This window comes from Mesorhizobium neociceri (assembly GCF_013520985.1).
Lineage (GTDB): Bacteria > Pseudomonadota > Alphaproteobacteria > Rhizobiales > Rhizobiaceae > Mesorhizobium > Mesorhizobium neociceri.
Genome location: NZ_JACDTY010000019.1, coordinates 18423 through 31679 on the forward strand (window position 1 = coordinate 18423; position 13257 = coordinate 31679).

At 64.5% G+C, this 13257-nt stretch carries 14 protein-coding genes; 8 read left to right on the forward strand and 6 right to left on the reverse strand.

Annotated elements, in window-relative coordinates; genetic code table 11:
- Nucleotides 1–12 precede the first annotated feature (12 nt).
- Genes H0241_RS27950 through H0241_RS27960 form a run of 3 tightly spaced genes read left to right on the forward strand, consistent with a single transcriptional unit; the run spans nt 13 to nt 2587 of the window.
- Nucleotides 13–834, forward strand: coding sequence for a sugar phosphate isomerase/epimerase family protein (locus tag H0241_RS27950; RefSeq protein WP_181061002.1), 822 nt, complete (start codon nt 13–15; stop codon nt 832–834).
- 5 nt (nt 835–839) lie between these two features.
- The gene (locus H0241_RS27955; protein ID WP_181061003.1) at nt 840–1565 is read left to right on the forward strand and encodes a ribulose-phosphate 3-epimerase; all 726 of its coding nucleotides are present in this window, start codon (nt 840–842) and stop codon (nt 1563–1565) included.
- Nucleotides 1565–2587 carry an ROK family protein gene (locus H0241_RS27960; protein WP_181061004.1) on the forward strand — a complete coding sequence of 341 codons (1023 nt, stop codon included), beginning with the start codon at nt 1565–1567 and terminating at the stop codon, nt 2585–2587. The genes H0241_RS27955 and H0241_RS27960 overlap by 1 nt, the downstream gene beginning before the upstream one ends.
- Nucleotides 2588–2665: 78 nt before the next feature.
- Here the strand turns inward: H0241_RS27960 and H0241_RS27965 are convergent, their stop codons facing one another.
- The 3 genes from H0241_RS27965 to H0241_RS27975 all read right to left on the reverse strand — a co-directional run bounded on the left by H0241_RS27965 (nt 2666) and on the right by H0241_RS27975 (nt 4364).
- Nucleotides 2666–3001: a hypothetical protein gene (locus tag H0241_RS27965; RefSeq protein WP_181061005.1), complete on the reverse strand. Its 336-nt coding sequence runs from the start codon at nt 2999–3001 to the stop codon at nt 2666–2668.
- Between the two features lie 79 nt (nt 3002–3080).
- On the reverse strand, nt 3081–3356 hold the full coding sequence (locus H0241_RS27970; protein WP_181061006.1) for a hypothetical protein: 276 nt from the start codon (nt 3354–3356) through the stop codon (nt 3081–3083).
- Between the two features lie 96 nt (nt 3357–3452).
- Nucleotides 3453–4364 (reverse strand): LysR family transcriptional regulator, encoded by a 912-nt coding sequence (locus H0241_RS27975; RefSeq protein ID WP_181061007.1) that lies wholly within the window; start codon nt 4362–4364, stop codon nt 3453–3455.
- 90 nt (nt 4365–4454) lie between these two features.
- Between H0241_RS27975 and H0241_RS27980 the strand changes: the two genes are divergently transcribed.
- The 3 genes from H0241_RS27980 (at nt 4455) to H0241_RS27990 (ending at nt 6611) form a co-directional block, all read left to right on the forward strand.
- Entirely contained in the window at nt 4455–5105 is a 651-nt protein-coding gene (locus H0241_RS27980) for a DsbA family protein (protein WP_210285107.1), read from the forward strand.
- A 38-nt stretch (nt 5106–5143) separates the two neighbouring features.
- On the forward strand, nt 5144–5752 hold the full coding sequence (locus tag H0241_RS27985; RefSeq protein ID WP_181061009.1) for an NAD(P)-dependent oxidoreductase: 609 nt from the start codon (nt 5144–5146) through the stop codon (nt 5750–5752).
- Between the two features lie 127 nt (nt 5753–5879).
- Nucleotides 5880–6611, forward strand: coding sequence for an SDR family oxidoreductase (locus H0241_RS27990; protein WP_181061010.1), 732 nt, complete (start codon nt 5880–5882; stop codon nt 6609–6611).
- Here the strand turns inward: H0241_RS27990 and H0241_RS27995 are convergent.
- Nucleotides 6562–7500 (reverse strand): LysR family transcriptional regulator, encoded by a 939-nt coding sequence (locus H0241_RS27995; protein ID WP_181061011.1) that lies wholly within the window; start codon nt 7498–7500, stop codon nt 6562–6564. The two genes, H0241_RS27990 and H0241_RS27995, sit on opposite strands and share 50 nt — an antisense overlap.
- 229 nt (nt 7501–7729) lie before the next feature.
- Between H0241_RS27995 and H0241_RS28000 the strand changes: the two genes are divergently transcribed.
- Both H0241_RS28000 and H0241_RS28005 read left to right on the forward strand, forming a co-directional pair.
- Nucleotides 7730–8797 (forward strand): pyridoxal phosphate-dependent aminotransferase, encoded by a 1068-nt coding sequence (locus H0241_RS28000; protein ID WP_235984523.1) that lies wholly within the window; start codon nt 7730–7732, stop codon nt 8795–8797.
- A gap of 32 nt (nt 8798–8829) precedes the next feature.
- A complete protein-coding gene (locus tag H0241_RS28005) occupies nt 8830–9735 on the forward strand; it encodes an allantoinase PuuE (RefSeq protein WP_181061012.1) in 906 nt (301 codons plus the stop codon).
- A 12-nt stretch (nt 9736–9747) separates the two neighbouring features.
- Here the strand turns inward: H0241_RS28005 and H0241_RS28010 are convergent, their stop codons facing one another.
- On the reverse strand, nt 9748–10650 hold the full coding sequence (locus H0241_RS28010) for an SMP-30/gluconolactonase/LRE family protein (protein WP_181061013.1): 903 nt from the start codon (nt 10648–10650) through the stop codon (nt 9748–9750).
- Nucleotides 10651–10720: 70 nt separating this feature from the next.
- Nucleotides 10721–13141, reverse strand: a complete 2421-nt coding sequence (locus H0241_RS28015) for a GcvT family protein (RefSeq protein ID WP_181061014.1) — start codon at nt 13139–13141, stop codon at nt 10721–10723.
- Between the last annotated feature and the right edge of the window lie 116 nt (nt 13142–13257).

Here is a 13257-nt window from a genome sequence, read left to right on the forward strand (position 1 = left end):
AGGAATGAAAGGATGATCGTGAAAGACCTGAAAGTCGGCTGCCAGACCTTTACCTGGGAAATGCTGGGTGACCGTTTTGCCGGCGGCCCGGACGATCTGCTCAAGGCGATCGCCGATGGCGGCTATGCCGGCATCGAGATCACCGACACGATGATCGGCCGCTATGCCGGCAAGCCAACGGAGTTCGCCGCCGCGCTGAAGTCATCCGGGCTGACGCTTGTCTCCTTCGCCTTCGGTTCCAAGAGCGGTTTTACGCTGCAAGATCAGATCGGCGCAGACCTCGATACGGCCAAACGCTGGATCGACTTCGCCGCCGCCTTTCCGGGTGCGCTGGTGTCGATGGGCTCGGCCACCGTCGTCTCCGACGGTCCGCGCGACGACAAGTTTGCCATCGCCGCCGAGGTTTACAACAAAGCCGGCGAACTCGGGCGCAAGGCCGGCGTCCAGGTCGCGGTGCATCCGAGCTCACATCACAACACGCTGCTGTTCGACCGCGCCGACTATGATCACATCTTCGGGCTGATCGATGCCTCGCTGGTCGGTTGGGTGCCGGACACCGGCCACATTTTGCGTGGGCATCAGAATATGGCCGATACACTCACCACCTATCGCGACCGTATCCGTTATGTGCATCTGAAGGATGTCGACGCTGATGGTACATGGGCGATGCTCGGCAAGGGCGTCTGCGATACGGCGAAGGTGATCGAGATCGCCAATGCCGCGCCCAATTTCAACGGCTGGCTGGTGCTGGAGGAAGAGTCCGAGACCGCCGCCACCGACCCTGCCGGCGCGGTCAAAACCAACCGCCAGACCATGCGCGGCTACGGAGCCTGAGGACGATGACGACGAACAAGCCCCTGTCCGGCCCCGCCGCAATCGCCGCCCTGCCGCGCAACCGGCTGATCGGCGAGTTCTCGCTGTGGTCGGCCGACCTCGCCAATATGGAGCGCGACCTCAAGCGTATCGAGGCGCATGCCGACATCCATCATATCGACGTCGCTGATGCCCGTTTCACCCCGGGCTTCCTGTTCTTCCCGGACCTGGTGGCGCGCATCGCCAAACTGACGGCGAAGCCTATCCATGTGCATCTGATGGTCGAGGCCGAGATCGTCGAGGAACAGACGCGCCAATTCATCGAGGCCGGCGCCGACCTGATCAGTGTGCACGCCGAAAACGGCGGAGCCGGCCTGCGCGCCGTGAAACTGGCGCATGAACTCGGCGCCAAGGCCGGTGTGGTGCTGCGGCTGGAAACGCCGGTCGCGGCCGTCACGCCCTTCCTGGCGGAAGTGGCGTTCGTGACGCTGCTCGGCACTTCCATCGGCGTCAAGGGCCAGAGCCTGTCCGACCAGGCCTGCCCGCGTCTGATCGAGGCGCGCGCGCTGATGCGCAAAGCCGGCCGCGAGGCCGACATCGTGCTCGCTGCCGATGGTGGCATCCGCCACGAGACGGTGCCGATGCTGCGCGCCGCCGGCGCGGAGACGGTGGTGTTGGGCTCGCTTGCTTTCGGCGATCCCGACCTTGCCCAGCGCATGGCCTGGCTGCATGGGCTGGAGGTCGCCGCCTGATGAACAAGCTTGCGCTCGCCTTCGATCTCGGCGGCACGGCGCTGCGCGGTGCGCTGGTCGAAAGCGATGGCCGTATCGTCGCTCATGCTTCAGCGCCGACGATGGCGGGTGCGGGATCGGAGGCGGTGATCGGCCAGATCGTCGCTCTGGCAGGCACGCTGCTTAGGGAACACCCGCAGGCAAAGGTCGCCGGCATCGGCGTCGGCGCGCCGGGACCGCTCGATCCCAAGGCAGGGATCGTCATTGCGCCGCCAACGCTGGCCGGCTGGCATGATGTGCCGCTGATCGACATTCTGGGGCAGCATTTCGGCTTGCCGGTGCGGCTGGAGAACGACGCCAATGCGGCAGCGCTCGGCGAATGGCGTTTTGGCGCCGGACGTGGCAGTGGATCGCTGGTGTTCGTCACCGTGTCCACTGGCATCGGTGGCGGTGTCGTGGCCGACGGCCACATTTATCACGGCCGGCGCGGACTGGCGGCCGAGATCGGCCACATGACCATCACCGGCGAAGGCGACCGCTGCTTTTGCGGCGCCATCGGCTGCTTCGAGGCTGTCGCTTCGGGAACCGCGCTCGGCCGCCGCGCCACGCGACTGACCGCGCCGGGCGACGGCTCGCTGCTGCGGCGGCTTTCCGCCGACGGCGACGTCTCGGCCAGGCATGCCGTCGACGCCGCGCGAGCCGGTGACGCCGACGCTCTCGAGCTGATCGAGGCAGAAGCGAGATGGCTGGGCATCGGCTTCACCAATCTGCTTCATCTCTATTCGCCTGATCTGATTGTCATGGGTGGCGGCCTTTCCAATGGCTTCGACCTTCTGGCGCCGTCAATCAGGGCGGTCGTCCAGCAACGAGCAATGCCGGCCTATCGTGACGTGCCGATCGTGCAGGCTGAGCTCGGCGACCGCGCCGGCCTGATCGGCGCCGCCAGCCTGATCCTGTGGGAAGGCGAACCGGGTGCGCCGCTGGCGATGGCGCAAGACGACAGCGCCGCGACCGTAGATGCCAGAGAGGCAAGCCATGGCTGAGCTCAAACTGCGCGGCGCGCACGAAGATGGTGAACGGTCCAAGTTTGAATGCGGCGCCAGGATCGCCAGAGAGGAGCCCTACCCTCCGCGATTCCAGCTGGCGTATTTTCGGATCATCTGCCGCTTGTCTTCCGACAAACCCGCAAGGAGATTCTCGTCCAGATATCCTTGCCGGATCAGACTGGCAAAGACCACTACAAGCTGTGAGTAGCGATAGTCGAATAGCTCGTCGATCATGCGTCGCTGCTGCCGCAGGAAGTCTTCCACTTCCCACATATCGGAAGGCACCGCCACCGCGCTGACCTTGCTTTTGAGTTCGGCCATCGTCTTGTCGAGCGCCACCTTCAGCGCTGCGTCATAGGCATTGCGGGCGACCTTCTTTTCGGACGGAGACCATTTCTCATCAGCGGTCATCGACTGTCTCTATCGAGTTCGCGGCGGCCGTCACCCGGTAAAACCAGCGACGCAGGACAACCGCGCCGTTGAGACCAATCTACTTCCCGCAATGGTGGTCGTTGATCTTGTTCAGCGCATTCGCGTCGGGTCCGACCCGGTTGTAGGAGCAGGCGCCGGCCGCCGTGGTGATCAGCATCTTGTCATAGTAGCGCGGGCCGCCGAACAGGGCGTAGATGAGGTCGCGATGGGCGGGAACGTAGCGTTCGGGCTCTGGCTGACGATGGCGGTGCTTCTCCTTGGCGATGGCCGCGCTGGACAGGCTACAGCCGACAGCGAGAACGAGCGCGCAGGTCGCAAAGATCTTGGTGGTCATCGGCAGCACCCTTTTGACGGTTCGGAATCGCAGCATATCCAAAAAGCGCTGGCCGAACAAAGGTTCTCTTGCCGGCATTGCCAACCGGCGCCGAAATCAGCCCGCACTGCGCGCGCGCCGCCTTTCGGCCGCGATCAGCAGGTCGACGAAAGCGCGCACCTTGGCCGGCCTGAAGCGCGCCGGCGGAAAGACGGCATGGATGCCGCCGGACGGCAAGGTCCAGTCCGCGAACACCCGCACCAGGCGACCACGGGCGAGATCGTCGGCGACGCTGTAATCCGGGAAGATGCCGAGCCCGATGCCGGCCAGCACGCAGGACAGCACGCCCGGCGTCTTGTCGCAGCTGACGACCGGGTTGAGCTCGGCCAGCACCGTCTCCGTGTCCTTCGAGAACAACCATTGGCCGACGCCGCGCAGCTGGGCATTGCCGACCCAGGGCAGCGACTTGGCCTGCCTGGGGCCAGCATCCTTAGGCAGCCTGGCGGCAAGCTCCGGGCTGGCGACGACAAATTGCTGCAGGCTGCCGAGCCGCCGCGCCAGATTGCTGGAATCGACCAGCCAGCCGACGCGAATGCCGAGGTCGATCTGCTCGTCGACCAGATTGCTGACGGCATCGTCGAAGATCGTCTCTATCCGCATCTTCGGGTATTTGCGCAGATAGGCGGCGATGGTCGGCGCCACGACTTTCTCGCCATAGTCGAGCGGCGCCGTCAGCCGCAACATGCCAGTTGGCTTCAAGGCGCTCTGCGAAATATCGCCATAGGCGGCTTCCGCCTCGCGCAGGATGATGGCGGCGCGATCGTAGAACAGGCGCCCCTCCTCGGTCGGCGCAACGCGCCTCGTCGTGCGCCGCAGCAGCGTCGCGCCCAGTTCCTGCTCCAGCCTGCCGACCTGATGGCTGACCACCGCCTTGGCGACATCAAGCCGATCGGCGGCCGCCGTGAACGAGCCGGTCTCGACAACGGTGGTGAAGTAGACGAGCCGGTTGAGGTTGAGAAGCTCGGTCACGGATCGCTCATTGTCTGATCTGATCAGACAGTTTGTATGATTGATCGCTATTTTTCGCAAGCGTGTCGGCTGCCATCTTTCGGACGACGAATGGAGTCCGCCGTGACCGACGCAACCGTGACCTATCTTTTCGACCCGCTCTGCGGCTGGTGCTACGGCGCCACGCCGATGCTGGACAGGCTGGCCGCCAACGGCGTCGCGCTCGAGCTTGTGCCGACCGGCCTGTTCTCCGGCGCCGGCCCACGGCCGCTGGATGCAGGCTTCGCCGCCTATGCCTGGGACAACGACCAGCGCATCGCGCGGCTGAGCGGACAACGCTTCACGCAAGCCTATCTAGACAATGTGCTCAACGTTTCCGACACCTTGCTCGATTCCAGTTCCGCCACGCTCGGCATCGTTGCGGCCGGCCTCGACGAGCCGGGCCGCCGGCTGCCCGCCCTAAGCGCGATCCAGCATGCCCGTTATGTCGACGGCCGCGACATCGTCACGGTCGATGGCGTCGCTGCCGTGCTGGCCGACGCCGGGATGGACGATGCAGCCAACATGGTGAAGGCGCCGACGGATGCATTGATGCTGTCGCATCGCGACCTCGTCGGCCGCGGTCGGGCACTGTTCCAGCGACTCAACGCCAATGGCGTTCCCGCGCTCGCGGTGGTCAGAAAGACAGCACCGCGCCTGATCGGCGCCAATCCACTGTTCGGCAGCTACGACAATCTCGTCGCCCATATCGCGGCGGCGTGATCCACCAAGCATCCTCCCCCAGACGAAAGGAAATCCCCATGAAAATCGCACTCATCGGCGCGTCCGGCCAGGTCGGCTCGCGCCTGCTGAAAGAGCTCTCCGATCGCGGCCATTCCATCACCGCCATCGCCCGCAATCCGGACAAGATCGCCGCCCTGCCGGGCGTGACCGCCAGGAAAGGCGACGTCTTCGACAAGGATGGCCTCTCCGCCCTGATCAAGGGCCATGATGCGGTGATCACCTCGGTGCATTTCCTCGACAGCGATCCCGACACGCTGATCGCAGCGGTGCGCGCCTCCGGCGTCAAGCGCTACCTCGTCGTCGGCGGCGCCGGCAGCCTCGAAGTCGCGCCGGGCAAGCGCCTGGTCGATACACCGACCTTCCCGGCGATCTACAAGGCCGAGGCGCAGAAGGGCGCCGACTTCCTCGACACGCTGCGGACAGTCGACGACCTCGACTGGACTTTGCTGTCGCCGTCGGCGCTGTTCGTTGCCGGCGAGCGGACCGGCAAATACCGCGTCGGCAAGGACACGCTGCTGACCTCCGACAAGGGCAGCAGCATTTCCTTCGAGGACTATGCCATCGTCATGGCCGACGAGATCGAAAAGCCTGCGCATATCCGCCAGCGCTTCACCGTCGGCTACTGACCTGACTCCCTGCATTGACGACAAGTGCCATCGGAGCCTCCGATGGCACTATCGTTTTCTTCCGTTTCCACTCCTGCCGCCGGTCTGCGAAGTCTCGCCCGAAGCGGTTCAGGACAGGACGGACATCATGGCAGACATCGCAAATTCAAAAATCATTGTCGTTGGCGGCAGCTCCGGAATGGGGCTGGCGCTGACGAAGCGCTGCCTGGACCTAGGCGCCGAAGTCATCATCGTCGGCCGCAGTGAAGCCAAGCTGAAGCGCGCCAGCGAAGCGTTGCAAAACCCCGCTGGCTTGAGCGCCATCGCGGCCGACATCGCCTGGGAAGATCAAGTCGCGGATCTGTTCGCGCAGGTCGGTCGCATCGATCACCTCGTCAGCACCGCAGCCGACATCGAAGGTGCCTATGAATTGCTGCCCGCGGTCGACCTGAAGGCGGCGCAGCGGGTCGTCGAAAGCAAGTTCTATGGACCGCTGCTGCTGGCCAAGCATGGCGCGCCGCAGCTTTCTACCAACGGTTCCATCACCTTCACCTCGGGCATTGCCGCCTATCGGCCGGCGGCACGCGGCTCGGTCGTCGCCGCCGTCAACGCGGCGCTGGAAGGGCTGGTTCGGGCACTGGCGGTCGAACTGGCGCCGATCCGCGTCAACGCCGTCTCGCCGGGCTGGGTCGACACGCCGATCTGGAGTTTTGTAGCCGGTGACAAGAAGGATGAGACGCTCGATGCAATGGCCAAGCGGCTGCCGGTCGGGCGCGTCGGGCAACCAGACGACATTGCCGACGCCATCGCCTTCCTGATGGGCAACGGCTTTACGACAGGGACGGTTCTGCATGTCGAGGGTGGTCACCGGCTGATCTGAGCGAGGCGAAAGTCTCGCTCGCTGCCGCCAGCAGCAATTTCAGCGCCGGCGGCTGCACGCGGCGGCGGCGCCAGATCATGACCAGCGAGGCTGTGCGGGCCGAACCCGGCCACGGCAGTTCGACGATCTCACCGCGATCGAGCGCCTCGGCAACGGCCAGCCGCGGCACCAGGCCCATGCCGACACCGCTCGCCACCATGCCCGCAATGGCGCCGATGCTGCCGACTTCGGCGGCAAGTCTTGGCGCTGCTACGCCTGTCTCGGCAAAGGCCGTGTCGAACAGATGCCGGTAGACGCATCCGGTTTCCGTCACCACGAAGCGCATCGCGGCGAGCGCGGCCAGGTCGTTTTGCCTCAGTACAGCCGCATCATCGGCGGAGGCTACAAGAACCAGCGGCTCGGTCGATATCGTGCGCCTGGCCAGGCGTTCATCGAGCCCGCCTTTGTCGAAGCAGAAGGCTACGTCGATCTCGCTTTCTTCGACCTGCCGAAGCAGCGCATCGCTGCCGGCGATTTTCAGCCGCAGACCGATCTCCGGGTGGTCGACTCGAAAGGCCGCCAGCCATTGCGGAAGTTTCACGGCGGCAATCGTCTCCAGCGCGCCGACCGTCACCGTCGCGGCGGTCGTTCCCGTCGTTGCCTCGACAGCAATACGCGCCTCTTCCGTCAGTTGCAGGATCTCTTCGGCATAGGGTTTCAGCGCTTCGCCGGCGGCCGTCAGGTCGAGGCCGTCGCGCGAGCGGATGAAGAGGGCGCCGCCGAGTTCGCTTTCCAGCGACTGGATCTGGTCGCTGACGCTCGACTGCGCCAGATGAACCTCCCGCGATGCGCGGGTGATGTTGCGGTGCCGCGCCACGGCGAGGAAGGTCTTGAGCAATCTTGGGTGCATACCGTTTCCGGATCAGGTCTCAGTCCGATATTTCGGACTTGGCCGGTCCATTTGCAACATCGACGCCGACGCCATGCGATTGCGGCAGACAGAAGGGCCAGAATTTCGCGGCCATTGCGCGGCGAGTTTTTGCTTGTGATCGGGCCGGCGGCTTGTAGCTTGCTCGAAAGCCGGTCCGAGGGAGGCAGTTCGGGGGAATGATCGCCAACAAGATTGTCCGGGGTGCGGCATGCCTTTGAAAGCTGCCGCCCATATCGAGGCGATGTCGGCCTTCTCGCTGGCGAATTTCGGCGGCTATGACCGGCCGACGCTTGCCCAGAACGAGAGTGCCTTCCCGCCAAGCCCCAAAGCGATCGCCGCCGGCCAGGACGCGATCGCGCGCAGCCATCTCTACCCCGATCCGGACTGGACCGTGCTGCGCAAAGCGATCGCGCAGGCCTATGGCGTCGAACGCGAGCTGATCCTGTGCGGTGCGGGTTCCATGGACCTGATCGCCTGCACCGTCGCGGCGTTTGCCGGTCCAGGCGACGAGGTGCTGGCCACCGCTTGCGCCTATAATTTCGCGGCCTCCGCCGCCTCACGGGTCGATGCCGTCTACGTCAAGGTGGCGGAGCGCGACTTCATCGTGTCCGTCGACAGCATCCTCGCTGCCGTCACGCCGGGGACGCGGATCGTCTTCGTCTGTAATCCCGGCAATCCGACCGGCACCCGCATCCGCAATTCCGAACTGCTGCGCCTGCGCGCCGCCTTGCGCGGCGACGTGCTGCTGGTAATCGACCAGGCCTATGGCGAGTTCGACGACCAGAACCCGCAGCCGGTCTTCGCGCTCGTCGGGCGCGGCGACACCGTCGTGCTGCGCAGCCTTTCCAAGGCCTATGGGCTGGCCGGCGCGCGTGTCGGCTGGGGATTGTTTCCGCCCGTGATCGCCGCCGAAATCCGCAAGCTGCAGAACTCCAACCAGGTCACCACGGCAAGCCTCGCCATGGCGGTCGCGGCAATCGAGGACCAGGCCTATATGCGCGAGACGGTGGCGCGCACGGCCGCGATCCGCGACCGCTTTGCCCAGGATCTGAGAGCGGCGGGATACAGCGTTCCCGAAAGCCGAACGAATTTCGTGCTGATCCGGTTCGGCGACGCGGCCGCAGCGGTGGCCGCCGATGCCGCCTTGCGCAGTGCCGGCATCATTGTGCGCAGCCTCGGCGGTTATGGCCTGACCGATTGCCTGCGCGCAACGGTCGGGCCGCAGGACATGATGGACCGTGCGCTGCACATCCTGACCGATCTGCGCGGCGGCTGAATTTGCGATGATATCAGAGGGAGACTTGAGCGATGCCATATCTGCCGGCCCGTGACTTCATCGGCTATGGCGAAAAGCCGCCTGCCGCTGCGTGGCCCGGCGGTGCGAAGCTGGCGCTCAATATCGTCGTCAACTACGAGGAAGGTGCCGAATACAGCATCGACGAAGGCGACGGTGTCTCCGAGGCGATCCTGTCGGATCTAGCCGTATCGCCAGCGGTACCCGGCCTGCGCAACCGCAACATGGAATCGCTCTACGAATACGGCTCGCGCGTAGGCGTCTGGCGGCTCGCCTCGCTGTTTCGGGACAAGGGCATCGTTCCGACCTTTTACGTCGTCGGGCGGGCGCTGGAGCTCAATCCGGCGGCCGGCAAGGCGATGGCCGAACTCGGCAGCGACATCGTCTGCCATGGCTGGCGCTGGATCGACTACGCGCCGCTGAGCGAGGCGGAGGAGCGCAAGCACATCGCCATGACCGTCGACACGGTGCAGCAGATCACCGGCATTCGTCCGCTCGGCTGGTACACCGGCCGGCCCAGCCTCAACACCAGGCGGCTGGTGGTCGAACATGGCGGCTTCCTGTTCGATTGCGACGACTACAATGACGATTTGCCCTATTTCGTCGAGGTCGACGGCAAGCGACACTTGGTGGTGCCGCACTCCTTCGACAACAATGACAGCCGTTTCTCGCGCGGCTCGGGCCTGGAAACCGGCAGCCAGTTCTTCGACTATGTCAGCGATGGGGTGGACTGGCTGCTGGCCGAAGGACAGACGACACCGCGCATGATGACGGTGTCGCTGCACTGCCGGCTCGCCGCACGGCCGGGCCGCATGATCGGCCTGGCCCGCTTCCTCGACAAAGTCAGAAACAATCCCGACATCTGGATCTGCCGCCGCTCCGACCTCGCCCAGCACTGGTTGGACCGCTTCGGCGGCTGAGGCGGCGAACGCCTATTTGTTCGGAACTTCGTAGACCTTGCCGTGCCAGGGTGCTGCGTCGATCTGGTCGAGCGCCATCACGTAGAGCACCTTCTCGTCCGGTCCGAAGGCGAAGTTCGGCATGGAGGGCGACGGCACCGAAAGCGTGCGCAGCAGCTTGGCGTCCTTGTCGACGACAATGATCTTGCCTGGCGCGTCCAGCGAGCGCGGGCTCTGGCCGACATACATCTCACCCGCCTTGTCTATCTTGATGCCGTCGGGCCAGATGTGCGGCTGGTCGGGGAAGAGATCGTCCAGGCGCAGGAAGACACGCCGGTTGCTCAGACTGTGATCAGCCTGGACATCGAATTCGATGATCCTGTTGTCTTCGGTCTCGACCAGATAGAGGATCTTGCCGTCATTCGACATGACGAGGCCGTTGGCATTGTGCAGGTCGCCGGCAACCTTCTTTACGCTGCCGTCCTTGCCGATGTAATAGGCCGAAGCGTCGATCAGCGGACCGCCCTTGCCGGAGCCAGTGAAATAGATGCCGCCGTCCTTGTCGGGCGCGAAGTCGTTCGGTCCGCTGAACGGCTTGCCGTCGGTATCCTTGTCATAGGCCGGCAGCGTCTTGCCGTCGGCGGAGATGCGGCCGATCGAGTTGCTGTCGTAGCAGGTGACGAGGAACTCGCCTGACGTCGTCGGCAGCACCGCCGAAGGGCCGCAGCCGTCCATCTTCCAGAAGATCTCGTTCTTGTTGCCGTCCCATACGTCCACGGTGCCGCGGCCATATTCGACATAGAAGAGCTTGTCCTGGTACCAGACCGGACCTTCGGCGAACCAGGCGTCGTCATTGATGACTTTGACGTCCGCCGCGTGCGCAGAGGACGTCAGAAGCAGGGCAAACATGGTGCTAAGCAGATGCCGTTTGATCATGCGATTCCCCTTTTTCGTCGTTGAAATCTTCCTGACTCAGGTTCTCCGGGCGCCCCGGAAAGCCATACGTCTACGCCCGCAGCCGCTTGCCTTCGGGGTCGAACGGCGGCTCGCTCAACAGCACCGCGTCGTGCGGCCGGCCGAGGATCGCCACCGACACCTTGTCTCCAGCCTTGGCGGAGCCTGCCTTGACATAGCCCAGCGCCAGCGACTGCTCGACGAAGTAGCCGTACGCGCCTGACGAGACCTGGCCGATCGGCGTGCCGTCGGGGAGAAAGATAGGCTCACCACCGGTGGCGTCGGCATCCTTGGCGGCGATCGACAGCATGATCAGTTGGTCGCGGGCCGGCTTTTCGGAGATGGCGGCATAGGCGTCGCGGTTTAGGAAGTCGCCCTTGTCCATCTTGACCAGGCGGTCGAACTTGACCTCCTGCGGCCAATATTCGGGCGAGTATTCGCGGCTCCAGCTGCCATAGCCTTTTTCGACGCGCAGCGACATCAGCGCGCGCGAGCCGACCGGACCGGCGCCGACTTCGCTGCCAGCCTTGAGCAGCGCACTGTAGAGCTCGACCTGGTCCGCGGCCGGGCAATAAAGCTCCCAGCCGAGATCGCCGGTGAAGGAGACGCGCAATGCCACCACGTCGACGCCGGCAACGGTGATCCGCCGCGAGCGCATGAAGGGAAACGTTTCGCTCGACAGGTCCGCATTGGTCAGCCGCTGCAGCAATTCGCGCGACTTCGGACCGGCGACGTTGAAGCCGCCCATTTCCTCGGTGCGCGAGCGGAAGCTCGTGCCTTCGGGCAACGGGACCGCCTTGAAGAACCGCTGATGGAAGCGCTCGGCCATGCCGGAACCGAAGACCATGAACTCGTCTTGGCCAAGCTTCGTCACGGTGAAGTCGCCGGCGATGCCGCCGCGCTTGCCGATCAATGGCGTCAGACAGGAGCGGCCGATTTCGGACGGCATGCGGTTGGCGAACAGCGAATTCAGCCAGGCCTCGGCGCCCGGCCCCTTGACCTCGTATTTGGCGAAATTCGAGACGTCGATGATGCCGGCATGTTCGCGCAGCATGCGCGCCTCACGGCCGACCGGGCCCCACCAGTTCTGCCTGGTGAAGCCGTTCGTCTCCTCGCGCGGCTCACCCTCGGCAGCGAACCAGAGCGGATGCTCCCAGCCGAAGTTGAGACCGAAGACGGCACCCATCTGCTTTTGCATCTCGTAAGCAGGCCGCGTGCGGACGGGGCGCCCGGCGGCGCGTTCCTCATTGGGGAAATGGATCTTGAAGCGGTGGCTGTACTGGTCCTGCACGCGGGCCTTGGTGAAGGCCTTGCCGGCCCAGTGGCCGAACCGCGCCATGTCCCAGGCGAACATGTCGAGCGACGGTTCGCCCTCGATCATCCACTCGGCCGCCAGCTTGCCCATGCCACCGGATTGCGAGAAGCCGGGAATGATGCCGTTGCAGCAGAAATAGTTCTGCAATTCCGGGACCGGGCCGAACAGCACGGCGCTGTCTGGCGACCAGATCATCGGGCCGTTGATGACGCGCTTGACGCCTGCCTTGCCGACCGCCGGCACGCGCGCGATGGCGCGCATCATATTGTCCTCGATGCGGTCGAGATCGTCGGGAAACAATTCGTGGCCGAAGTCGAGCGGTGTACCGTCCTCGGCCCAGAACTTCATGTTGCGTTCATAGGCGCCGATGAGCAGGCCGAGCCCTTCCTGACGCAGGTAATATTCGCCGTCGCGGTCGGCGACCGAAGGCAGCCGGCGTCCCATGGCGGCGATTTCGGGAATGGTCTCGGTGACGAAATACTGGTGCTCGGTCGGGATCAGCGGCAATTGCAGGCCGGCCATGGCGGCAACCTCGCGGCCCCACAGGCCGGCGGCATTGACCACCCATTGCGTGTGGATATCGCCTTTCGGCGTGCGCACGATCCAGCTGCCGTCAGGTTGCGCTTCAGTGCCGGTGACCGGGGTGAAGCGATGGATCTCGGCGCCGCGCTGGCGCGCGCCTGCCGCATAGGCGGCGGTGACGCCGGACGGATCGACATTGCCGCCTTCGGGTTCGTACATGATGCAGCGTATGCCGTCGAAATCGACCAGCGGATGGAGGCGCTCCGCCTCGTCGCGCGCGACTTCATAAAAATTCATCTTGTAGCGCCGCGCCTTGGCCTCCTGCAGCCGCAGCTGGTGCTCGCGCGCCTCGGTCTGGGCAAGATAGAGCGAGCCCGGCTGGAAAATACCGCAGCCCTGGCCGGTCTCGGTCTCCAGCTCCTTGTACAGCGCCATGGTGTAGTGCTGCAGGCGGCTGATGTTGGTCGAGTCATGCAGGCCATGAATGTTGGCGGCCGCGTGCCAGGTCGAGCCGGAGGTCAGCTCGTCGCGCTCAAGCAGGACGACATCGGACCAGCCATGCTTGGCCAAATGATAGAGGATCGAGCAGCCGATCAGGCCGCCGCCGATGACAACGGCTTGTGCATGGGTACGCATATCGAGATTTCTTCCCTTTGTGTTCGGCGACTTGTCTTGTTCCAGATCAATGAATTCGGTCTCGTCGCCTTGGCGAAACTCCAGGGGGCGATCGGGCCGCCCCCTAGATGCTTAGA

What these genes read in the sequence shown, in the direction of transcription:
- H0241_RS27960 (WP_181061004.1), top strand. Translation starts at nt 1,565, where the DNA reads ATGAACAAGCTTGCGCTCGCCTTCGATCTCGGCGGCACGGCGCTGCGC.
- H0241_RS27990 (WP_181061010.1), top strand. Translation starts at nt 5,880, where the DNA reads ATGGCAGACATCGCAAATTCAAAAATCATTGTCGTTGGCGGCAGCTCC.
- H0241_RS28015 (WP_181061014.1), bottom strand. Translation starts at nt 13,141, where the DNA reads ATGCGTACCCATGCACAAGCCGTTGTCATCGGCGGCGGCCTGATCGGC.
- H0241_RS28000 (WP_235984523.1), top strand. Translation starts at nt 7,730, where the DNA reads ATGCCTTTGAAAGCTGCCGCCCATATCGAGGCGATGTCGGCCTTCTCG.
- H0241_RS28010 (WP_181061013.1), bottom strand. Translation starts at nt 10,650, where the DNA reads ATGATCAAACGGCATCTGCTTAGCACCATGTTTGCCCTGCTTCTGACG.
- H0241_RS27985 (WP_181061009.1), top strand. Translation starts at nt 5,144, where the DNA reads ATGAAAATCGCACTCATCGGCGCGTCCGGCCAGGTCGGCTCGCGCCTG.
- H0241_RS27950 (WP_181061002.1), top strand. Translation starts at nt 13, where the DNA reads ATGATCGTGAAAGACCTGAAAGTCGGCTGCCAGACCTTTACCTGGGAA.
- H0241_RS27965 (WP_181061005.1), bottom strand. Translation starts at nt 3,001, where the DNA reads ATGACCGCTGATGAGAAATGGTCTCCGTCCGAAAAGAAGGTCGCCCGC.
- H0241_RS27995 (WP_181061011.1), bottom strand. Translation starts at nt 7,500, where the DNA reads ATGCACCCAAGATTGCTCAAGACCTTCCTCGCCGTGGCGCGGCACCGC.
- H0241_RS27955 (WP_181061003.1), top strand. Translation starts at nt 840, where the DNA reads ATGACGACGAACAAGCCCCTGTCCGGCCCCGCCGCAATCGCCGCCCTG.
- H0241_RS27970 (WP_181061006.1), bottom strand. Translation starts at nt 3,356, where the DNA reads ATGACCACCAAGATCTTTGCGACCTGCGCGCTCGTTCTCGCTGTCGGC.
- H0241_RS27980 (WP_210285107.1), top strand. Translation starts at nt 4,455, where the DNA reads ATGGAGTCCGCCGTGACCGACGCAACCGTGACCTATCTTTTCGACCCG.
- H0241_RS28005 (WP_181061012.1), top strand. Translation starts at nt 8,830, where the DNA reads ATGCCATATCTGCCGGCCCGTGACTTCATCGGCTATGGCGAAAAGCCG.